At 67.1% G+C, this 21,808-nt stretch carries 18 protein-coding genes; 10 read left to right on the top strand and 8 right to left on the bottom strand.

Annotated elements, in window-relative coordinates:
• Positions 1-149: 149 nt before the first annotated feature.
• Together AC4BCK_RS15360 and AC4BCK_RS15355 are read right to left on the bottom strand one after the other, a co-directional pair.
• Positions 150-821, bottom strand: a complete 672-nt coding sequence (locus tag AC4BCK_RS15360; protein WP_174180169.1) for a response regulator — start codon at positions 819-821, stop codon at positions 150-152.
• The gene (locus tag AC4BCK_RS15355; RefSeq protein WP_490566090.1) at positions 806-3,364 is read right to left on the bottom strand and encodes a DUF4118 domain-containing protein; all 2,559 of its coding nucleotides are present in this window, start codon (positions 3,362-3,364) and stop codon (positions 806-808) included. Before AC4BCK_RS15355 ends, AC4BCK_RS15360 begins: the two co-directional genes overlap by 16 nt.
• A 124-nt stretch (positions 3,365-3,488) precedes the next feature.
• Between AC4BCK_RS15355 and AC4BCK_RS15350 the strand changes: the two genes are divergently transcribed.
• Positions 3,489-5,468 (top strand): hypothetical protein, encoded by a 1,980-nt coding sequence (locus tag AC4BCK_RS15350; protein ID WP_490566089.1) that lies wholly within the window; start codon positions 3,489-3,491, stop codon positions 5,466-5,468.
• Here AC4BCK_RS15350 and AC4BCK_RS15345 read toward each other — a convergent pair.
• Positions 5,390-5,734 (bottom strand): hypothetical protein, encoded by a 345-nt coding sequence (locus AC4BCK_RS15345; protein ID WP_174180164.1) that lies wholly within the window; start codon positions 5,732-5,734, stop codon positions 5,390-5,392. The two genes, AC4BCK_RS15350 and AC4BCK_RS15345, sit on opposite strands and share 79 nt — an antisense overlap.
• A gap of 196 nt (positions 5,735-5,930) precedes the next feature.
• On the opposite strand from AC4BCK_RS15345, the gene AC4BCK_RS15340 reads away from it, so the two are divergent.
• From AC4BCK_RS15340 to AC4BCK_RS15325, 4 genes are all read left to right on the top strand, one after another.
• Positions 5,931-6,365, top strand: a complete 435-nt coding sequence (locus AC4BCK_RS15340) for a hypothetical protein (protein WP_310108760.1) — start codon at positions 5,931-5,933, stop codon at positions 6,363-6,365.
• 154 nt (positions 6,366-6,519) lie between these two features.
• Entirely contained in the window at positions 6,520-7,737 is a 1,218-nt protein-coding gene (locus AC4BCK_RS15335) for an MFS transporter (RefSeq protein WP_490566088.1), read from the top strand.
• A gap of 15 nt (positions 7,738-7,752) precedes the next feature.
• Positions 7,753-8,457, top strand: coding sequence for an esterase/lipase family protein (locus tag AC4BCK_RS15330; protein ID WP_490566087.1), 705 nt, complete (start codon positions 7,753-7,755; stop codon positions 8,455-8,457).
• Complete coding sequence (locus AC4BCK_RS15325) at positions 8,454-9,461, top strand: LssY C-terminal domain-containing protein (protein WP_366283808.1); 1,008 nt, start codon at positions 8,454-8,456, stop codon at positions 9,459-9,461. The genes AC4BCK_RS15330 and AC4BCK_RS15325 overlap by 4 nt, the downstream gene beginning before the upstream one ends.
• Here the strand turns inward: AC4BCK_RS15325 and AC4BCK_RS15320 are convergent.
• Complete coding sequence (locus tag AC4BCK_RS15320; RefSeq protein WP_366277039.1) at positions 9,458-10,876, bottom strand: hypothetical protein; 1,419 nt, start codon at positions 10,874-10,876, stop codon at positions 9,458-9,460. The genes AC4BCK_RS15325 and AC4BCK_RS15320 overlap by 4 nt on opposite strands.
• Before the next feature lie 102 nt (positions 10,877-10,978).
• Entirely contained in the window at positions 10,979-11,452 is a 474-nt protein-coding gene (locus tag AC4BCK_RS15315; RefSeq protein WP_490566086.1) for a hypothetical protein, read from the bottom strand.
• Between the two features lie 291 nt (positions 11,453-11,743).
• On the opposite strand from AC4BCK_RS15315, the gene AC4BCK_RS15310 reads away from it, so the two are divergent.
• Positions 11,744-12,187, top strand: coding sequence for a DUF302 domain-containing protein (locus AC4BCK_RS15310; RefSeq protein ID WP_490566085.1), 444 nt, complete (start codon positions 11,744-11,746; stop codon positions 12,185-12,187).
• A 5-nt stretch (positions 12,188-12,192) separates the two neighbouring features.
• A complete protein-coding gene (locus tag AC4BCK_RS15305; protein WP_310108787.1) occupies positions 12,193-12,885 on the top strand; it encodes a class I SAM-dependent methyltransferase in 693 nt (230 codons plus the stop codon).
• A 334-nt stretch (positions 12,886-13,219) separates the two neighbouring features.
• Here the strand turns inward: AC4BCK_RS15305 and AC4BCK_RS15300 are convergent, their stop codons facing one another.
• Positions 13,220-14,125 (bottom strand): phosphatase PAP2 family protein, encoded by a 906-nt coding sequence (locus tag AC4BCK_RS15300; protein ID WP_174180145.1) that lies wholly within the window; start codon positions 14,123-14,125, stop codon positions 13,220-13,222.
• A gap of 183 nt (positions 14,126-14,308) precedes the next feature.
• Between AC4BCK_RS15300 and AC4BCK_RS15295 the strand changes: the two genes are divergently transcribed.
• The 3 genes from AC4BCK_RS15295 (at position 14,309) to menD (ending at position 19,595) form a co-directional block, all read left to right on the top strand.
• Positions 14,309-15,310 carry an o-succinylbenzoate synthase gene (locus tag AC4BCK_RS15295; RefSeq protein WP_490566084.1) on the top strand — a complete coding sequence of 334 codons (1,002 nt, stop codon included), beginning with the start codon at positions 14,309-14,311 and terminating at the stop codon, positions 15,308-15,310.
• Between the two features lie 220 nt (positions 15,311-15,530).
• Positions 15,531-17,600 carry a PhoX family protein gene (locus AC4BCK_RS15290; RefSeq protein WP_490566083.1) on the top strand — a complete coding sequence of 690 codons (2,070 nt, stop codon included), beginning with the start codon at positions 15,531-15,533 and terminating at the stop codon, positions 17,598-17,600.
• A 204-nt stretch (positions 17,601-17,804) separates the two neighbouring features.
• Positions 17,805-19,595, top strand: a complete 1,791-nt coding sequence (menD, locus tag AC4BCK_RS15285; RefSeq protein WP_490566082.1) for a 2-succinyl-5-enolpyruvyl-6-hydroxy-3-cyclohexene-1-carboxylic-acid synthase — start codon at positions 17,805-17,807, stop codon at positions 19,593-19,595.
• A gap of 19 nt (positions 19,596-19,614) precedes the next feature.
• Here menD and AC4BCK_RS15280 read toward each other — a convergent pair whose 3' ends face one another.
• Both AC4BCK_RS15280 and AC4BCK_RS15275 read right to left on the bottom strand, forming a co-directional pair.
• Positions 19,615-20,316, bottom strand: a complete 702-nt coding sequence (locus tag AC4BCK_RS15280) for a VOC family protein (protein ID WP_490566081.1) — start codon at positions 20,314-20,316, stop codon at positions 19,615-19,617.
• 142 nt (positions 20,317-20,458) lie between these two features.
• Positions 20,459-21,673 (bottom strand): aminotransferase class I/II-fold pyridoxal phosphate-dependent enzyme, encoded by a 1,215-nt coding sequence (locus AC4BCK_RS15275; RefSeq protein ID WP_174180134.1) that lies wholly within the window; start codon positions 21,671-21,673, stop codon positions 20,459-20,461.
• Positions 21,674-21,808: the final 135 nt, after the last annotated feature.

Here is a 21,808-nt window from a genome sequence, read left to right as displayed (position 1 = left end):
GTGTCTTTCTTTACGGCCTGGAAACGGGGCACACCGGTCCCGTTTTCAGGCGCGGCACTGTGCTGATAACCACCGGAGCGTAGCACCGGGCCGGCCCTGTCCAGCGGGCGTTTCCGGGGATCTTAATGCTTTCTTAACGCCCGGCCCGTTTACTCCCGGAAGCGGTATCCCAGGCCTGTTTCGGTCAGCAGGTGTCGCGGATTGGCGGGGTCGTTCTCAAGCTTCCGCCGCAGTTGGGCGAGGTAGACACGCAGGTATGCGGTTTCGCCGGCATAGCCGGGGCCCCACACATGGGTGAGGATCTCGTCGTGGGACACGAGGGCGCCGCTGTTCCTGACGAGCAGTTCAAGAATGTTCCACTCGGTGGGAGTCAGCCGGACGGCAACTCCCCGCCGGGTTACCTGCTTATTGGGCAGGTCAACGGTGAAGCCCTCGGTCCTGACCACCGGGAGGTCTCCGGGCGCTCCGCGGCGCAGGGCGGCGCGGAGGCGGGCGAGCAGTTCATCCATGCCGAACGGCTTGGTCACGTAGTCATCCGCGCCCGCGTCCAGCGCCTCGATCTTGTCATCGGAGCCGTGCCGTGCCGAGAGGACCACAATGGGAACCCTGTTCCAGCGCCTGAGCCTGCGAATGACGTCGACGCCGTCCAGGTCCGGGAGCCCCAAGTCCAGGATGATGATGTCCACCGGATGCTGCGCTGCCTGCGCCAGTGCGTCATGCCCGGTGAGCGCGGTGACCGTGGAATAGCCCCTGGCATTCAAATTGATCTGCAGCGCCCGCAGGATCTGGACCTCGTCATCGACAATCAGGACTGCCGCCACGATGCACCTCCCATGCCTGGTTCCGGCGCGACGCCGGTGGACAGCGGCAGCCGGACCACCATGGTCAGGCCTCCGCCCGGCGTGGGTTCGGCCAGGAGGACCCCGCCCATTGCCTCGGTGAATCCTTTCGCCACGGCAAGACCGAGGCCTATGCCGGTTCCGGGGGTGGTGTCATCGGCGCGCTGGAACGGCCGGAACATGGCCAGGACGTCATCAGCCGGTATGCCGATGCCGTGGTCCACAATGGTGAGTTCGCTGGCTGGTACATCCCCAATCCTTGCGCTGCCTGCACCCCCTACTGCGCCGGCGATCACCACGTCGGAGTCAGGGGCATACTTGAGCGCGTTCTCCACAAGGTTCGCGATGACCCGCTCCAGCATTCCCGGATCGGCATCGACGGGAGGCATGTTGTCCGGTAACAACACCCGGAGGTGCTCCGATTCAACCGCCCGCAGGGCCTCGCCTACAACATCTGCCCAGTAGACCGGGCGGATGAGCGGTGCCACGGAATCGGCCGTGATCCTGGACATGTCCAGGAGGTTGCTGACCAGCCGGTCCAGCCTGTCCGCGCCATGCTCGATCGTCGCGAGGAGTTCCTCCTGCTCGCCCGGTCCGAGGGTAATGGTCTTATCCCGCAGGCTGCTGGAGGCGAGCTTGATACCGGCCAGGGGCGTGCGCAGATCGTGGGACACGGCCCGCAGGATGGATGTGCGCATGGTGTTGCCTTCCGCCAGGCGCAGGTTTTCACGCTGGCTTGCGGAGAGTTCTTCGCGCTGGACCAACGCCAGCAGGTGCGCCCCGAACGCGGAAAGCAGCCGCCTTTCGTCCTGCGACAGTTCCTTACCGGCCAAGGTCAACATCCTGTCGCCGTCCAACTGCTCCGCCGTGTCCGCTGCAGACACGTCACCCGGCCGCACTTCGCCGGAGAACTCCTGGAGCTTCCATGCGGATCCCCTTCCTGGTCCGGGCCGGTGCCTCACCCACAGTCCTGCCCCCTTGGCCTGGAAATGCTCCCGGACCTGGTTTAGGAATGCGGGAATGCTGTTTCCTTCGGCGACTGCACGCCGGCTCAGGTCACCCAGCACCGCGGCTTCCGCCCCGGCAATGTGCGCTTCCTTGCTGAGTTTGGCTGACCGGTCCACCACCAGCGACACAGCGACCGCTACGACAACAAATATCAGCAATGCCAGGACATTTTCCGGATCAATGACCGACAACGACCCCACGGGCCGGACGCTGAAGTAATTGACGATCAGCCCCGCAACAACCGCCGCCGCAACCGCAGGCCACAGGCCCCCAAACAGCGCCACCCCCACAATTCCAGTGAGGTGGACCAGCATATCCGCGGAGAGCTGATCGTGCGGGAGGAGATCGAGGATGAATTGCAGGATGGGTGGAAGCCCCAGGGCCAAGGCGAAGGCCGGGATTTCCCGCCGCCGTCCCAACCGCGGGCGCGACCGCCGTTGACTGTGGGACAGGCCAGGCGGGCGGTTCACCAGGTGCACGTCGGTGGCGCCGGCGTCCCGCAGTACTTCGGCTGCCACCCCACGGCGGCTGCTGAACCGGCGTCGGCGGAAGGGCGCTCCGAGCACAATCTGGGTGGAGTTGATACTCCTGGCGAAGGCAGAAAGCGTCGACCCCAAGTCCTCTCCTCCAATGGCGTGGAAAACCCCTCCAAGCTCCGACGTGAGCCGGCGCAGCGATTCCACTTCCAGGTCCTTGCCCGGCTCCGTCCCGTGTCCGTCGCTGCTGGTGCGGACGTGGACCACATGGAGCTCCCCGCCGGCGGCCGCTGCCAGCATTTTCGCCGCCCTGCGCACCAATTCCTGGTCCAGGGCCGTTCCACCCACCCCGACGGTGATCTTTTCCCGTGCAGGCCAGCTGTCGCCGGCTCTCTTCGACTGGTTGTAGCCGGCCAGGTCCGCGTCTACCTGCTGGGCAAGCCACAACAACGCCAGCTCCCGCAAAGACGCAAGGGTGCCGACGCGGAAAACACCGGCCAGGGCAGCATCGGCCTCCTCCTGACTCCCGAAGATCTTTCCGTCAGCCAGCCGCTGGCGCAGCAACTCCGGTGAAGCATCCACCAATTCGATCTGGTCGGCACGCCGCACCACGGCGTCCGGCACCGTGTGTGGTTCCCGCACGCCTGTGACCTCCGCGGCGGCGTCCGACAACGATGCCACGTTCCTGATATCCAACGTCGAGATGACATCCATGCCGGCCTCGAGCAGGGCGTCCACCTGCTCCCAGCGGGCTACGCCGGCCGGTGCTGCAGCGTAGTCGTCAACCAGGACGATTGCCGGTGCACGGACCTTCAGGGCCTGGACGTCCAGCCCGCCTTCCAGGTCCTGGCTTTCCGGTTTCGGGCACAGTTCAAGGCCTGCCAGAAGCTCTTCGTTATCCGTCCGGCCCCGCGGGGCAGCGGCACCGACAACAACATCTGCGCCTTCGCCGGCCAGCCTCCGGCCTTCTTCCAGCAGCGCAAACGTCTTTCCCGCCCCGGGACCCGCCCCAAGAAGAATACGCAGATTACCTCGTGCCATGGGTCCATTGTTCCTCCTGCCTGACGCGCGAGGGCCGCAGGATGATTCCGGCCTGCGGCCATGACTGCTCCGAGGGTGGAGTATCCCCTTCCTCCACCGGTCAGCCCGGGTGGATCATGTACCCATGGGCAAGCGCGCGAGCAGCGGCCTTGGCGGCGCTGACGGTTCCGGGTCCACTGGACGGCCGGAACCGGCTGGACCGCAGGGCCGGCCGGGGCCGCCGGGCCAGCCGGACCATGTGGTGGTGTTCGTCCACGGCATGGGCCGAGCCCTCAAAGGCGGGACCCTGCAGGAATGGGCCCAGCCACTGATGCTGAGCCTGCACGACCTCTCCCTGGACCTGGTCCCCGACAGCACGCACCCGCACCTGGTCATCACCAAGGCGAACGCGGTGGGTGACCCTCCGGAAGTGCTGGCCAAGGTCCTCCGCAGCGCTGCGGACGGTACTCCGGAATATCTCACCGTGCTCATGACAGAGGCGTCCTGGGGCAGGGACTTCGAACCGGCGTCGGCCGCGTCCACGTACTCCTGGGCACTGCGGACCGCCCTGCGCGTGTACCTGCGGTCCCTCCAGCTGATCAAGTGGAACCTGTATCCCGGGCGGCAAAAGAACATCCGGTGGTTCGGGGCCTGGCTGCGGCAACTCGTCCTGACCTCGCTGGCAGCCTTTGCCGGGTTCTTCATCCTGCTGGCGGTGCTGGTGGCGCTGCTGCTGATCATCGGCCTGGCATGGATCCCGGGTCCGGGCCGGTGGATCGGGAAGCTTGTGTCCCTGTTTGCCGACTTCCTGGGCGATCCGCAGGTGTGGAAGCGCAAGCCCCTGCAGGCGGCAGCGATGCGGCAGCGGGTGGTGGACACGCTCCAGCGCTGGGACCACTGCCCGGAAACACAGGTCACCGTCGTGGCGCACAGCCAGGGTGCCGCCATCACGGGGCAGGTCCTGTTCCAGAACCAGGCCCGCGCCACCAACTTTGTCAGCGTGGGCAGCGGGCTGGACCTGCTGGGCTATGCGCAGTGGGGCGGGGGAGCGGGCGAGGACCCGGTGACGGACTGGCTGGCCAATCCTCAGCGGCCGCGCTGGATCAACGTCTGGGGGAAGTTCGACTTCGTGCCGGCCGGGCCCATCTCCACGCACGCCCACGGGCCGCGTCCCGTCTTCGGCAAGATCTACGCCCGGGACAGTGAGGGCGACGGCGGCCCCGGTCCCGAGGAACATCCGGTGTACAACAGGTCCGCCCTGATTTATGACCACATTGTCTACTCCAAGAACCGCGTAGAGGTGCTGGACCCGCTGGCGCGGCTGATCCTGGATCCGCCGCCGCCGGATTCCGGCGGGCTGGCCTTGAGGATGCTCGACGGCGACCGGCGGCTCCGCCCGCACCGCGTCATGGTGAAGAGCCTGGGAGTGACGCGGCTGCTTGCTGTCCTCACCTCGGGACTAAGCGCTCCAGCTGCGCTGGCCTGGCTGGGGTCGCAGGACTGGGCGCGGAACCTGGTCCGGTGCGGGCGGCCCGGGGAGGGGCCGGACCCGTGGTGGTCCGCCTGGCTGTGCTCCGGCCCCACCTACCATTGGGCGCACTGGCAGGACTGGGGCGTGCTGGTTGCGGCAACGGCAGTGTTTGCCGGCCTACTGGTGGCGCTCCTGAACGGGCCGGTGTGGGGAGTGCTGCACGACCGGCTCCAGCGGATGCGCCGCCCGTCCTTCACGCAATCGAGCGACCCCACCCGCAACCCGCCGGCCAACCCGTGGTGGTACGTGGCGTGGTACCTGCTGATCGTGACGGCGGTGGCCGTGGCCGTGCCTTTCCTGCTGGCATGGCCGGATCTGCCGTGGGTGGTGGTTGTTGTGCTGGTGGTGGCGCTGTGGGCGTTGTGCTTCACGCGCACCGGCATCACCGGCCTGCCGGCACGGACCGTCCTGCAGGAAGCGCAGCCTGTGGCACCCAAGCCAGTGGCACCCGGGGCGCCGGCCGCCGTCGAACGCAACTTGCCGCCCGCCGTCGAACGCGGCGGACAGCCAGATCCTCACCCCACTGCTTCGGAAAGCCTTCCGGCTAACACCGTGACCGGCGCGGCTGACCAGCGCTCGCGCTCCGGTTCGTAGGAGATGACGACGGCGGTGCTGCTGTCCTTCGCCTCGTCCATGGCAAGCAGCAGGGCGTCCTCCACGTGCCGGGCGTATTCCAGCCGCTCGGCCAGCGAGCCCTGGAGCTCGTCGTCGTCAATAAGCACATGGCCCTTGCCGTCCACGATGACCTTCAGCGAATAGCCCTGGTCCTCCTGGAGGGACCCGCGGGTGGATGAAATTTCGGTGACTCTGTCTGCCCGGACCAGCCCGTTGCCGAGCGTTCGGATCCACACTTCACCCATCGACTGACCTCCCCTTTGGTATGGGCGCGGATCAGCGCCCCATAAGGCGAACGCTACTCCTCCGCGGGGCGTTTGTGACCCCCGATTCGCTTCATTTGCGGGCCTTTCGGCCCTTCCGGACCGGAGTTGCCGCGGGGACGATGTTGGCAGGCGGCACGTCCAATGATTTTGCTGTTATCTGGCTCCGGGAGATGGCATGGCTGACAAGACGGTGACCAGCCGCGGCGGCAACGTTGTGTCTGTCCTGGTTAACGCCGCGATGATGTGGGGGATCAACATCTGGCCGGGCTGGCAGGTGGTGCCGTTCCTGACCCCGGATATGGACCGCGTGCTCGGCATCATCAACGCGTCACTGACCGCAGGCATCGTGGCGAACCTCGTCTTTGTGGTGATCCGCAACAGGGGCATCATGGCGCTGGGAAACCTGGTGGTCCTGGGAATAGGGCTCGCCGCCACGTTCCGCTTGTGGGAGGTCTTCCCTTTCGACTTCGGGGACAGCTGGCCGGGCTGGCCCGTGGTGGTGCGCGTGCTGCTGGGGCTGGGCATCGTGGGCTCCATCATCGGCATGGTGGTGGAAATCGTAGCCTTGTTCAGGTCGCTGGCAGGCTTCGGAGAGCGGGCCCGCCAGTAGTCTCCCGCCGCCGGGGAAATGCGGCTTGGGGTTGTACCGCGCTGCGCGCTGAGGCCCGGGTTCGGTGCGCACGGACAGTCCCTGCGTACTGACGCCGGCATTCGGTGCGCAGGCCGGGCGGCGGCGCCTCGCGGGCGGCCATAAAATAAATCTGATGACTTCCCCCGATGACCCCCAGTCCTTCAGCCTGCGCGGCATCGCGGTGGCAGCGTTCGGGCCCACGCTGCTCTACGGAATCGGTACGGGCGCCATCCTGCCGGTGGTGGCCCTGACCGCACGGGATCTGGGTGCCTCGGTGGCTGTGGCCGCCCTGATCGTCACCCTGATCGGGCTGGGCTCCTGGTTCTTCAACCTGCCCGCCTCCCTGGTGACGCTCAAATTCGGTGAGCGCTGGTCAATCGTGGGCGCCGCCGTCGCAGCCGGCCTCGCGCTCGCGGCCGCCGGGCTGACGTCGCTGGTGCCCGACGGACTCTGGCTGCTCGCTGCGGCGATGGCCGTCGTCGGAATGTCAGGGGCGGTGTTTGGGCTGGCCCGGCAGAAGTACCTCACCGAGGCCGTGCCCGTGGAGTTCCGGGCACGGGCGCTATCCACCCTGGGCGGGGTGAACCGGATCGGTGTGTTCATCGGGCCGTTCCTGGGCGCGGCCGTAATGCAGTTTTCCGGCATCGGCGGCGCGTACTGGGTGGGGGTGGTGACCATGGCGGGCGCCGCGCTGCTGTCACTCACCATTCCGGACCTGGCCGTTGCTCCAGCGCCCGACGGCGGGCACAAGGGTCCGGAGCCCACGCTGCGGAGCGTCGCGGTATCCCACGCGGGCGTGTTCCTCAGCCTGGGCATGGGCATCCTGCTGCTCAGCGCGCTGCGCTCGTCCCGGCAGGTGGTCATCCCGCTGTGGGCGGACCACCTGGGCATGGACGCCACGTCGGCCTCCCTGATTTATGGGCTTTCCGGGGCCATCGACATGCTGGTGTTCTATCCCGCGGGCAAGCTCATGGACCGGAAAGGCCGGCAGTTTGTTGCCGTGCCCTCCACGCTGATCATGGGGACAGCGCTGCTGCTGATTCCTCTCACGGGATCGTTTGTGGGGCTCCTGCTGGCCGCGCTGCTGATCGGGTTTGGCAACGGGATCAGTTCCGGACTGGTGATGACCCTCGGGGCGGACTTTTCGCCGGACCGCGGCCGCGGGCAGTTCCTGGGGCTGTGGCGGTTCATGGCCGATGCCGGGTCTACCGCCGGTCCCGTGCTTCTCTCCGGGGTGACCGCCGTTGCCACCCTGGGCGCGGGGGTCTCAGCCACGGGCATCCTGGGCTTTGCGGCGGCGGCCGTGTTCGCCGTCGTTATTCCCCGCCTGAAGCACCGGCGCAACTACTAGGGATATCCTCGACAGATGAGTGAACGGGGCGTGAGCACTCGGATAAGTCCGTTGCGCAAAGCCATGTGGTGGCTGCAGGACTACCTTTATGCCGCGGGATGGCAGGTCCGGGGAGTGTTGTCGCGGGTCCAGCCAGGGTCCTTCCACCAGGGCCACCGGCGGCCCGTGGTGATCATTCCGGGCGTTTACGAAAACTGGCAGTTCATGATGCCGCTCATCCAGTGCATCCACGACGCCGGCCATCCCGTCCACGTGGTCACGGTGCTGCAGCGGAACAAACTCGATGTGCCCGTCGCCGCGCGGATGGTGGCCCAGCACATCGAGGAAGCGGGCCTGCAGGACGCTGCGATCGTGGCGCACAGCAAGGGCGGCCTGATCGGCAAGTACACCATGCTGATGCTCGACCCCGAGCAGCGGATCGACCGGATGATCACCGTGTGCACGCCGTTTTCGGGATCGCGCTATGCCAGGTACATGCTGCTGCCCACCCTGAGGATCTTCTCGCCGCGCAACGCCCTGACGCTGGAGCTCGCCCGCGAGGAAGCCATCAACAGCCGCATCACCTCCGTTTACGGACCGTTCGATCCGCACATTCCGGAGGGCAGCGTCCTTCCCGGTGCCACCAACATCGAGCTGCCCACAGCCGGGCATTTCAGGATTTTGGGTGACCCTGAGACGGCGCGGATCATCGTTGAGCAGCTGAACCCCGACGAGCCGTGACCCCCGATCTGGGCGACCCGGACGTGGGCGGCTCCGGCCCTGAACGCTGGCCCGGCCGCCGGCCCGACGGCGGCGCCGGCTCCCGTCCGGGGCCCGACAGCGGCGCCGACCACTCTGGCCAGGAGCGCGCCGTGCCGGCGGAGCCGGACCACTCACCCTCCAGCAACGCGGTGGAACGGCGGCAAAGCAGGTGGGCCACCGTCCTGGCGGTGCTGCAGCGGGTGCTGTACCTGGCGGTGACTGTTGCCGTCGGCTGGGCGGTGTACTTTTTCCTGCTGTCGCGGCTTTCGCGCGGTCCCGAGCAGGCGTGGGTGTTCCTGCCGGTCTGGCTGATCCTGGCGTATGCGCTGCTGCCGCGTGTCCATAAAATCCTGAGCAGCCTCTACATCCCGGACTACTTTATTGGCAGGGCCAGGACGGGCGACGGCGTCCTGGGCGATCCCGTGAACCTCGCCGTGGTGGGGACGAGGGAGGAGCTCCGCCGGGCCATGCGCACCGCCGGCTGGGTGGAGGCCGACCCCATTACCCCGGCCACGGCCTGGCACACCCTCACTTCCACGGTGCTGGGCCGCAGCTATCCGGCCGCGCCCGTCAGCTCGCTCTACGTGTTCGGCAACCGGCAGGACCTGGCATTCCAGCGCGAGATCGACGGGAATCCGCGCAAGCGGCACCACGTCCGGTTCTGGAAATGCCCGCCCGGATGGCTGCTGCCCGGCGGCCTGTCCGTCGACTGGGTGGGTGCCGGAACGTACGACCGCAGCGTGGGCCTGTCCTTGTTCACGTTCCAGATCACGCACAAGATTGCCGACCGCACCGACGAGGAACGCGACTTCATCATCGCCACGCTGCAGGCGGCCGATGCGGTGCAGTCAGTCCACGTCATCCTCAACTACTCCAGCGGCTACCACCACCGCAACGGCGGCGGCGACGCCATCCGTACCGACGGGCACCTGCCCATCATCGATTTGTACGAGCCGGGACGGCCGGGCGTGGTCGGGTCCTAGTGTGCGTTGAAGGGAGTGCTGGTTGCCGGAGCCAGGCTTCCGCTCGTAGCGGTCAGTGTGCAGGCGGTCGCCTTCCCTGCAATTTCGAGTTCGGGAAACGAAACAGCTCCCGGTGATACGAAGGGGAGCGTGCCTTTGATGCTGCAGTGGGACGCCAGCGTGACCCGGGCAAGGGCATCCGTTTGGTTATCGAAGGCGTCCAGGACGTGAACCGTTACTGCAGGAGTGATGGGTTTGTTTTTCTCAACGTCGGGGCTGATGGCCGTGAAGACGAGTTTCGCTGGCGCCGCTGCGCTTATGGTTGCGGTTATTGGTTCCGGACTTGCCAACCCCGGCGCGGAAAGCCTAAGGGTTGGTGTGCCTGCTTTGGTGTCCCCGTAGAAGAACGACGCCGACGCTGACCCGGCGGGGACAGTCGCAGTGTTGATCCGCGCGCCGTTAGCCGTGGCGGCAAAGATTCCCGTTGCTGTTGAGCTAGTGGACAGGCTTATGGAGAAGGATCCGGCCGTGACAGCATTTCCGTACGCGTCCTGGCGCTCCACTGTGATGGGGCCGAGGAGGGCAGCGGACGACGCTGGCCCCGCAGGATGGTTTCCAGCTGTGAGTACGAGTTTGACTGCAGCTGCGGGGATGACTGTGAAACTGCCGCTGACCGTACCTGCATACCCGGTACTGGACGCGACGAGCGTATAGCCGGCACCAGCCTTGTTGATCGAAAGCCCGTCGAAGGTGGCCGTGCCGGACCAGTCGGTCCTGGCCGTAACCGTTCCAGAGAGCGTCCCTCCCCCGGGGTTGGCACCGATGCCAATCGTGACTGGCACTCCGGATTCCCAGACCTCAAATCCGAAGATGGTCCGCAACTGGACCTTGACGGACGTCATGGGTGAGCCCGCCGTCACCGTGGCGGACGGTTGTGAGCTGAACGTCAGGTCACGCAAGCTGGATACGTTCACGGTGCCGCTTGTTGTACTGGCCGCGGTCCAGGATCGGTAGACGGCGGTGACCATGTACTTGTGTGTGCCTTCGGGGACGGAGGTGTCCGTGCAAGTGCTGGCGGCGATAGGTGCAACGGGGCTGGAACCGCAGGCTGCGAATGCGGCCGTGCCGGAGACCCGAGTGACGAAGTAGCCGGCTGGGGTGACCGTCCCCGGCGACGGGGTCCAGCTGACAGTGACGTTGGAGTTACTGCTGGCAGGCACGGCTACGTTGGTGGGCGGAAGCAGCGTGGCGACTGACGCCGTCGTGCTTCCCGTTCCTGACGCTTCCCAGAAGGCGGAAGCGGGGACTGCGCCCAGCAAAGCGCCAATGACTACCGTGACGGCGATCGCCGCGCAGGAGTGCAGGACCCTGCAAAACGCCGCCAGCTCCCGTCGAAGCCGGGGGCGGGCTTCGGGGGAGCTGGCGGCGGTGGACATAGGACCTTCCGGACGTCGTCTTCGGGAGCAGTTAGGCGGGCTTTCTCACCATCGGGCCAGGACCCTGACCGTCTGTGTCAGTAATGCCAGTCCCTGCCCTCTTCAGCTTGCCGAGAAGTACAGGGGGACTGAGGCGTTCTTGCAGCCGTCCTGGTTGGTATCCCGGTTGATCATCTGCAGCGTTACTGTTCCTGTTGTGGTGCCGCCATTGGGGGCAATTTCGACGGGAGTGAAAGTGGGAGACACGATCTGGAAATCCGCCGCGGAGCAGCCGGAGGTGGGTGTCCAGGCGCTGTTGTTGTCGTCGGCGATAGTAACAACAACGTTTGAGAGCTTCTGGACGCCTGTGCCCGGGTTCGTCACCGTATACTCAACGGTCTGGATCGGGCCGCCAGGGGAGAGTGGTTCCCCCGTGATTTTGCTGGTGATGGTGAAGTTTTTTGACGTGTCAGCTTTTGTGGTGGCACTCCCGGTTCCAGCGGCAGTCCAGTATGCGAAGGCGGCGCCGCCGCCGATGGCTACCAGTGCCACCGTGGTTCCGATGATGCGCTTCTTACGTCCAGCAACCTTGGCCATGTGAATCCCCTTGAAGAATTTGTGCGGTGTACGCAGAGACCTTGTGAGCCCTGAGCGGCTCCGATAGGAATACCTTCGCGGGGATTCATCAACTTACACCCGAGTAATTCCTCAATTTTAAGTCAAGAGTTCCGACGTTTCCGCAGGTCAAGGGCCTGCCAGTTGCTTGTGGAGGGCTGCCCGCCGGATGCGACGATCCACTGACCGCGAAGAACTCCGTAGCCATAACACCCCCGGGGGTATACGATGGCGAGGTACCCACCAGCAGGAGCAACTGCCTGAGGAGGCACCATGAGCTACACGCACACCATCACCGTTCCGCTTGCCTGGGACGAGGCGCTGCAGCAGACCAAGGACGCCCTGGCCGAGCAGGGTTTCGGCATTCTTTCGGAGATCAACGTCCGGGCCACCTTTGAAGCCAAGCTGGGGCCAGAGGCGGCCGCATCCCTTGGCGACTACATCATCCTCGGCGCCTGCAACCCCAACCTGGCCAGTCGTGCCCTCGCAGCCGAGCCGGACATGGGTGCCCTGCTGCCCTGCAACGTTGTGGTCCGCCGCAGCACCGACGCCAGTGAAACCACCATCCAGGCGATCGATCCGCAGACCATGGTGCAGCTCAGCGACACTCCGGCGGTCAAGGACGTAGCGGACGACGCCGACACGCGTCTCCGCGCGGCCCTCGCCCGCCTGAATGGCAGCGTCAGCCCCGGCGGCAGCGCCGGCCCGGGGAGCTGAGACGCGTGACCGGCGGCGGCCAGGCCGGCGGCCCTTCGGGGGAGCATGGGCCGGCGGAACTGCAGCACCCGCGCTTCGCCCGGGCCTACGCCCGGGCGGTTGAGGAGATGAACCGCCGCGGCGCTACCGAACACCGCCGTGAGCTGCTCGCCGGACTGCATGGGTCCGTCGTCGAAATCGGCGCCGGGGACGGTTCCGCCTTCGCGCTGTACCCGCCGGCCGTTACTTGTGTGCTGGCCATCGAGCCGGACGACGACCTCAGGAGCATCGCCGCCGCCAAAGCAGCCTCCGCTCCGGTGCCTGTCACGGTCCGTGCCGGAGCTGCCGAACACATTCCCGCAGCCGACGCCAGCGTGGATGCCGTTGTGTCCAGCCTGGTTCTGTGCAGCGTCAGCGAGCAGGCCCCCGTGCTGGCCGAGATCCGGCGCGTCCTGCGTCCCGGGGGGATCCTTGCTTTCTACGAGCACGTACGCTCGGACAACCGGCTGTTCGCGGCAGTGGAGGACCTGTTGGCGCCTGCATGGCAGCGGTTCGCCGGCGGATGCCATCCAAACCGGGACACTGTGGCGGCCATCGGGGAGGCTGGCTTTGTTCCGGTAGGCAGCCGGCGCTTCAATTTCGCCGTCCTTCCGTTGTCGCCCGTCCTGGCCCATGTGCTGGGCACGGCCGTCAGTCCCGGGCCACCCGCCGGGGCCTGATTGCGGCAAACAGGGTGGAAATCCCGGCGCCGCCATTGGGGGGAAGGGCGGCGCCGGGATGTTTGAGGAGCACGACGTCCGCTTGCAGGGGGACAGACGTGCTCACCGTCTCACGGCTGCCAGGAGCCGGGCGAGTGGCCGTTGTTACCTGGCGGAGCCCACTTCAAGACGCCGCCAGGAGAGTGATGGGCCGCGAGGTCAATCCGGCTGGATGGCCTGCTGCCTGCGCTGCCGCTGCCCGTCTCCTGACAGCCACTACTATCCACCGGGCCCATCAAAATACTCACCAGTAATGCGTCAAGGTTCGGTCAAGGTTTCTCTGGCCTGCAGGGACTCAGCGCCTTGCCGGGACACGTCGTCGTGCGGCGTACGCGAACAGGGACGTCGTGGCAACCGTGGCCAGGTAGCCTGCGATCACAATCAGTGAGATTCCTGCCCAGAAATAGTGGGTGGTGCTGGTCTCCTGCCAGGGGCTCGGGGCAATGCGCGCCAGCGAGTACAGGGCCACCGCGGCCGACGCCAGTCCGATGAAAACCGGAAGCGTCAGCCAGATCCGGGCCGAACCGATGTGCCCGCCAAACCCGTCCCACGCATTCCACGACCCGCGGCGGATGATGAGCCAGCCGGCAGGAATCATGAACGCGCCCACCAGCAGGAACGCCGCCACCACGTCTGCCGGCCGGTGCCACTGATTGATCAGCGTGGAAACCCCGGACGCGATGGCAAACGTGCCGCCGACGAATCCGGCCATCGGACGCCAGCGGGGCGAAGCCATCAGGAACACCGCGGCCGCCGCCGACGCCGCCAGCGTGGTGTGGCCGGAGGGCAGCGAGTTCAGCTCCAGCGTGATCACTCCCTTGTCCGGGCGGGCCGGCAGAAGATCCTTCAGTACTTGCGTGGCGATGTTCGCGCCGACGCAGGCTGCCACCGCAATCCCCGCTTCTGCCCAGTGCTTGCGGATCACGGTGACGAACAGGACCACGACGGCGGCCATCACCAGCGAGACGGTGGGCAAGAGATCCAGGAACTTGGTGGTTGCCTTGCCGGCCGGCCCATGGAGCTCCACGGCCTCCACGAGTGCGGATTCGTCGATGAACTGGCCGGTGGTGGTCTGGACGAAGTAGTAGTAGGTGGCCACCAGCCCGGACACACAGGCAAGCGTGGCCAGCACGAACAGGAAGCCCGACCCCGTTGCGGGTCGGGCTGCGGTCCTGCTCGTTGCCTGCCGTTGAAAAGTCATCGCTTAAAGGGTGTCACAGAAAGCTGGGATCCCGCCGCACGTTGGACCTCGCCCACCGCGCCCTGCGACGGGAATGCGTAACTCTTGCCCTGGTGCCGGAACTGAACCCGCGTGAAGACGGCGGGCCCGGGACGGGACGGCTCCAAAAATCACGCATTTACGGACGCTTGTACAGTTGAACCCATGCCAACCGACCCGCCCCAGGTGCCCGCGCTCAAGGAACTGCTGGCCGGCGCGCACGTGGTGTCCCTGCCCATGCGGGTCAGGTTCCGCGGCATCATGGAGCGCGAGTCGCTGCTGCTGCGGGGCCCGGCCGGGTGGGGTGAGTTCTGCCCGTTCCCCGAGTACGGCGACGCCGAGGCGTCCCGCTGGCTTGCCGCCGCCATCGAGGCTGCCTGGGAGGGGTTCCCCGCGCCGCTGCGTTCCGTTATCCCGGTGAACGCCACCGTTCCTGCCGTGCCTGCCGCGCGGGTGCCGGAGGTGCTGGCGCGGTTTGGCCGGGTGGACGCCGTGAAGGTCAAGGTTGCCGAGCGCGGCCAGACCCTCGACGACGACACCGCCCGGGTTGCCGCCGTGCGCGAGGCACTCCCGTACGCCGCCATCCGCGTGGATGCCAACGGGGGCTGGGACGTGCCCGGGGCGGTTGAGGCACTCACCCGGCTTGCCGGCGTCGGGCTTGAATACGCCGAGCAGCCCGTCCCCGCCATCGACGGACTGGCCGAGGTCCGCCGGCAGCTGCAGGCGGAGGGCACCCCGGTGCTGATCGCTGCGGACGAGAGCGTCCGCAAGGAGTCCGACCCCCTGCGCGTGGCGCGGGCCGGGGCGGCCGACCTCCTGGTGGTCAAGGTGGCGCCGCTCGGGGGAGTGCGGCGCGCACTGGACATCGTGGCGCAGGCCGGGCTGCCCGCCGTCGTCAGCTCTGCGCTGGACACCTCCGTGGGCATCCGCGCCGGCCTTGCCCTGGCCGCCGCCCTGCCCGAATTGCCTTATGCGTGCGGGCTGGGGACGGTGTCCCTGTTTGAATCGGACATCACCACGGATCCTTTGGTGTCCGACGACGGCGCCATCCGCCTCCGCGATGCGGCCGCCGACGCCGGGCTGCTTGAGCGGTATGCGGCATCCGCGGAACGCCGGGACTGGTGGCTGGCCCGGCTGCGCCGCGTCCACGCGCTCCTGGCCGCCTGAGTCCCTCTCTCACTTGACGCAGGCTTTCCGGAGACCCTCTCTCACTTAATGTGGTTTTTTTTGAAACCCTCTTTCACATGACACGGCCTTTCCTGAACCCCTCCGGCACGTTTCTGCAGGTCACGCGCGGTTAACCGGAACTTCACCCGGCATACTACTGCGCGTAGAAACCGGCTGACAGGGTGGGCGGGACCTCGTAGAAATTCCTTGGAAGGCCCCCATGTCTGAAACGACTGCCCGCAAGTTCACCCTGCTGCCGATGCTCGGCCATACCAAGGGCAAGCGCAGCGCCGTCACCTGCGCGCTGAAGTGCGACAACGCCTGCGCCGGCGACGTCTGCAACACCAGCTCCAACAGCTACTTCCGTGACATCGCCTCCACCACAATGTCGCGCCGCGCCGCCCTGGGCTTCGGCGCCGCCGGTGCGCTCGCCGTCGTCCTCGGATCCGCCGCAACCTCCCCGGAATCCGCACATGCCGCTGGCCTGTCCAAGGCCGCGAAGGAAGGCTTCGGCAAGTCCAAGCTGCAGTTCACGGCCATCCCGTCGATCGATGCCGCCGTGGACGCCGTGACCGTTCCGGAAGGCTTCACCTGGCGGCCTGTCATCCGCTGGGGTGACCCCATCTTCAACGGTGCGCCCGAGTTCGACCTGTACAACCAGACGGCCGCCGCGCAGGAAAAGCAGTTCGGCTACAACAATGACTACACGGACATCCTGGAAATCCCGGGCAGCAAGGGCCGCCGAGCGGTGCTGTTCTCCAACCACGAGTACACCAACGACGCCATCATGTTCCCGCCCACCATGCCGGCAGACCAGATGCGCGCTGTGGGGGCGGCCGCGCACGGCCTGTCCGTGGTGGAGCTGGAGCGCACGAACAAGAACAAGCCGTGGACCTACGTGAAGGGTGCTCCGCTCAACCGCCGCTTCCTGAACACCACGGTGTACGAACTGACCGGCCCGGCCGCCGGCTCATCGCTCCTCAAGACCGTGGAAGACCCTGCAGGCCGGTTCATCAAGGGCACCCTGGGCAACTGCGCCGGCGGCACCACCCCGTGGGGCACCATCCTGTCTGGCGAAGAAAACTTCCAGGGCTACTTCGTGGGCAACGGCACTTCCGCTGGCGACAAGCGCTACGGCATCACGTCCAAGCCCACCGCCCGCCAGTGGGAACTGGACGAGCCGCGCTGGGACACGCGCAACCCCGGCTACGAGAATGAGGCGAACCGCTTCGGCTGGATCGTGGAAGTTGACCCGTTCGACCCCACGTCCACGCCGAAGAAGCACTCCATGCTGGGACGCTTCAAGCACGAGGGCGCCAACGTGATCATCGCGGAGTCCGGGCACGTGGTGGCCTACTCCGGCGACGATGAGCGCTTCGACTACCTGTACAAGTTCGTCTCGAAGGACAAGTACCGCGAGGGCGACCGCAAGCACAACATGACCCTGCTGTCCGCGGGCAGCCTCTACGTTGCGAGGTTCACGGGCAACTCGCCGGCAGCGGAAATCACCGGAACCGGGGCCGTGCCCGCCGACGGTGCCTTCGACGGCATCGGCCAGTGGCTGCCGCTGGTGGTGGACGGGGCTTCCGCTGTTCCGGGCATGACCGTCGAGGAGGTCCTGGTCTACACCCGCCTTGCCGCCGACAAGGTAGGTCCCACCAAGATGGACCGCTGTGAGGACGTGGAGCCCAGCCTGCACACCGGCAAGGTCTATGTGGCCTGCACCAACAACTCCAACCGCGGTGTTGGGTCCAACGAGGGTGCCACCGAGGTCAATCCCCGCAACCAGAACCGCGACGGCCACATCGTGGAGATCACCGAAACCGGCGGACAGACCTCCACCACCTTCGCCTGGAACCTGTTGATGGTCTGCGGCGATCCGGCCCAGGGTGACGTCACCTACTTCTCCGGCTTCCCGGTGGACAAGGTCTCGCCCATCTCCTGCCCGGACAACCTGGCCTTCGACTCCGTGGGCAACCTCTGGATCTCCACGGACGGCGCCCCCTCCGGCATCGGCCGCGCGGACGGGCTGTTCAAGGTCACCCTGAACGGCGCCGAACGCGGCAAGGTGGAGCAGTTCCTCGCCGTTCCCCGCGACGCCGAGACCTGCGGCCCCATCATCCACGACGAGGAGCGTTCGGTCTTTGTTGCCGTGCAGCACCCGGGCGAGGACGGCACCTTCGACGCGCAGGTTTCCTTCTTCCCGGACTACGTCGCGGAAGGCACGACGCCGGCACCCGGCCAGGCGCGCGCACCGCGTCCGTCCGTGATCCAGGTGTTCCGCGGCTAGCCTGCGACGCTCTCTCACTTAACGCAGGTTTTGCGCCAACGCTCTCTCACTCCCTGCGGCCTTTAGGCCAACGCTCTATCACCTTTTCGTCCGGCGTTGGGCGGCAGGTGATAGAGCGTTCCGGTTTACCCCGCATCAGGTGATAGAGCGTTCCGGTAAAACCGACATCAAGTGAGAGAGCGTCGGGGGTGGCAGACTGGTTTGGTGACTTCGCTGAACGAGCCTTCCCCGGACACCACGCCTGGCGCCAGCCCGGACACCACTCGTGACACAGCTTCCGGCGCCACACCTGGCCCCGAGGGTGGGCTGAGTGCATTGGCGGCGGCGCGGATCGCTGTTGGGGTGTTGGTCGACGGCGGCGTGCAGCACGTGGTGGTCTCGCCGGGATCCCGGTCGGCCCCCATGGCGTACGCCCTTGCCGAGGCTTCCGCCGAGGGCAGGGTGGACCTGCTGGTCCGGATCGACGAGCGCTCGGCCGGGTTCACGGCACTGGGGCTGGCCCTGGCCACAGGATCGCCCGCCGCCGTGCTGACAACGTCCGGGACCGCCGTCGGGAACCTGATGCCCGCAGTGATGGAGGCCAACCACGCTGCGGTTCCCCTGGTGGTGCTGTCCGCCGACCGCCCCGACGAACTCCGCGGAACCGGCGCCAACCAGACCACCGTCCAGCCTGACCTCTTCGGCGAGCAGGTGCGCTTCGCCGTCGACATCGCCGCCGGCACCGACCCCCGGCGCGCCATCCAGACAGGCTTGTCCGCCGCCACCGGTGCGTTCCCCGACCTGCCGCCCGGCCCCGTCCAGCTGAACCTCGCGTTCCGCGATCCGCTGGTGCCGTCAAAGGGGGAGGAGCTGCCGCCCGCGGCCGAACGGCAGCGCTACCGGATCGGCACCGAGCCGCTCATCATGAACCTGCCGCCGGCGTCAGCCGACCTGCCTGAGCGGCGCACCGTCGTGCTCGCCGGGCACGACGCCGGGCCCGTCGCCGAGGCGTTCGCCCGGGCCCATGGCCTGCCGCTGCTGGCCGAGCCGTCCTCCAACGCCCGCTTCGGTCCCAACGCGGTTGGTCCCTACCGGCTGCTGCTGGAGCACTTTGGTCCCGGTTCGGGCATGCCGATTGAACGCGTGGTCCTATTCGGACGGCCCACCCTGTCCCGCCCCGTCGCCGCGCTTCTGGCCAAGGCTGATGTCCAGGCTGCCCTCTACCAGCCCGTGCCGGTGGCCTGGTACGAGCCCGGCCGCCGCATCGAGCTGCCGCTGGAAAGCCTCGCCGACCTGGCAGACTTTGCCGGCCGCGGTACACCGGAATGGCTGGATACCTGGCTGCTCGCGGGATCAGCTGCCCAGCATTCCCTGGACGGAATACTTTCCGCAGAGGCTGCCGCGAGTGGTCCGGCAGTGGGCTCGCTGGTGTGGAAGCACGCCCGCGGGCAGCTCCTCCTGGGCTCGTCCAACGGCATCCGGGACGTGGACCTCGCCGGCCTGCCCGCCCCGGAACCCGCCGCCACCGTGTACGCCAACCGCGGCCTCGCCGGGATCGACGGCACCATTTCCACCGCCACGGGCATCGCCATTGGCGGCCGGCAGGACACCACAGTCCTGCTGGGGGACGTCACCTTCCTCCACGACGTCGGCGGCCTGCTCCTCGGCTCCGGCGAGGAGCAGCCGTCGTTGCGGATCGTCGTCCTCAACGACGCCGGCGGGGCCATCTTCGACCTGCTGGAACACGGGGCCGTGCGTGAGGCCGGAACCTACAGCGACGCCGTCGAACGGCTTTTCGGCACCCCGCACTCCGTGGACATTGCGGCACTTGCCGCAGCGTACGGCGTCGGGCATTGCTCGGTAACTACGACGGCGGCACTCGCCGAGGCGCTCGCGCGGCCGATCGAGGGGCGCAGCATTGTTGAAGTCCGCACGGACCGCCGTTCGCTGCGGCAGCTCCATAAACGCATCAGGGAAGCCGTGGCGGCCGCCGTCGGGGGAGTGCTGGCGCCGTAGGCCCCTGCGCCTTGGCCGGTCAGCGTGTTGGCGGAGTGAACTGGCTGGCGGTGAAGACCGCCCCCTGCGGGTCCTGGATCAGGGCCTCGCGGGTCCACCACGTGTCTGCATTCCTCAGGACCCGCCCGCCAAGACGCTCGGCATTAAGGGCCGTCCGGTCCCGGTCGGCGACAGCGAAGGTGACATGCCAGTGCGGCGTCCGGCCGGTTCCAATGGGCACGATCCAGGCGACGGCGTCCGCGAAGCCCGGCGGAGCCGCGAACTCGGACTGCCGTGTCCTGATCTCCGGATCGACGGTCGCTTCAAGGTGGTCGCCATACCCGGGCAGGCGGACCATCAGGCCGAAGCCGGCGTCGTCCGCCCCGAAGCCCACCTTGTCCACCTGCCAGCCGAACGCTCCTTGGTAGAAGCCGACGGCGTCCTCGGGGCTGCGTGTATGGAGGTCGCTGAAGTTCCAGGTCCCGGGCTGGTTGACGGACTGTGCCCCGCCCTGCCGCTTCGGCTGCCAGAGGCGGAATTCCACGCCCTCCGGATCAGCCAGGGCCGCGCTGCGGCCGTCCTCTCCCGCATCCGTTGCCGGTGCCCTCAGCACGGCACCGGCAGCAACCAGCCGGTCCACCGCGGCGTCCGCGTCCTCGACGGCAATGTAGGTGCTCCAGGCCGTTGTATCTTCGCGGCCGCCGGCGATCCCTGCCACGTCCGCGCTGTCCAGCTGGGCCACCAGGTAGCCGTCCGCGCCGCCGCCCGGGGCTGCGTCCCTGAACGTCCAGCAAAGAGTCCGGCATAGAAGTTTGCTGCCGCGTCGATGTCAGGCTGGGTTGTGTCGATCCAGCACGGCACCCCCGGAGGGTACGTCCGTCCGTTCATGTTCCTTTCCTGCTTTCCTTGATCGCTGCTTCGAAGGTGGGCAGGCTCCGCTCGATCATGTCCTCGTTGGCTGTGAGGGAAATCCGGAAGAACCCGGGCGTCTCGAACAGCGTGCCCGGGAAAACGAAGACGCCGCGGCGGGCGAGGGACTCGGTAAAGGCGTCATCGTCCGGGCCGGGGGTACTGACGAACAGGTAGAACGTGCCCTCAGGCGGCACCATGCGGTAGCCCATGCTGCCGAGCGCGTCCACCAGGCGGTCCCTGCGCCGCTCCAGCTGGCCGACGTCGATGGAGAACTTCTCCAGCTCGGGTAACGCGTGCTGCAGCAGGGCATTGGGGTAGACCCAGCCCATCGCCACCTGCAGGCCGCTGATGGCCGGCGCCATCTCCTCCCGGCGCGGCATGGACGGCGGCAGTGCCAGATACCCCACCCGCTGGCCGGGGGAAAGGTGGGTCTTGCCATAGGAGTACGCCAGCAGCGTGTACGGGTAGTACTCCGCCGGGCTGTGGAACCGCGCGCCGTCGAACACAATGCGGTTGTAGGCCTCGTCCGAGATGAGGTAGATGCGCCGTCCAATCCTTCCAGACGCAGTTTCCAGCAGGCCGGCGAGCCGGATCAGCAGCTCCGGGGGATAGATCCGTCCGGTGGGGTTATTGGGAGAATTGACGATCACAACCCGCGTCCGCTCCGTGATGGCGGCGTCGATTGCGGCGAGGTCCAGATCGAACGTGGCTGTGTGGACCTGTACCTTCACCGGTACCAGGCCGGCTTCGAGGATCAGCGGCTCGTACAGGAACCACGGCGGCAGGCTGTAGATTACCTCGTCGCCGGGGTCCGCCACGGTCTTGAGCGCCAGCGCGATCGCGGCGAACCCACCGGTGGTAAGGAAGATGTCCTCGGTCCTGAAGGGCACATCCAGCAGCCGTTCAAGGGATTGCGCGGCCGCTTCCTGCGCCGTCCCGACGTTGGTTTTGTAGGCAAACCACTGGTCATCACGGGGAACCAGGGCATCCCGCAAAGTGGTGACGTAGCGGTCCGGCGGCATCTGGTGGGGGTTGCCGAACGTGAAGTCGCAGACGGTGCGCTGGTCCTGTCCCCCGTTAAGGTACCGCCGGATGAAGGAGTCAACCCGCTGGAACGAGGGTACTGATGCCAGCCGCGCGGCGCGTTCGGATACTGCCGCCTGCGGTGGTGGGGCCTGGAAATTCATCTCTGCGCTCCTGGGTGCGCCACCGCGCGGGACGGCGGCCGGACGGGCAGCGCGCTGCTGAGCCAGGGCTGTGATGGGACCTATTGTGTGCCCAGCCACCGCGGAAGTAAATGCTTGCACAGGAGGCGCCTGCCG

It is taken from the genome of Pseudarthrobacter sp. As-47, from assembly GCF_058215595.1.
Note: the sequence above shows the minus strand (reverse complement) of the source record. Positions and strands in the feature narration are given on the sequence as shown.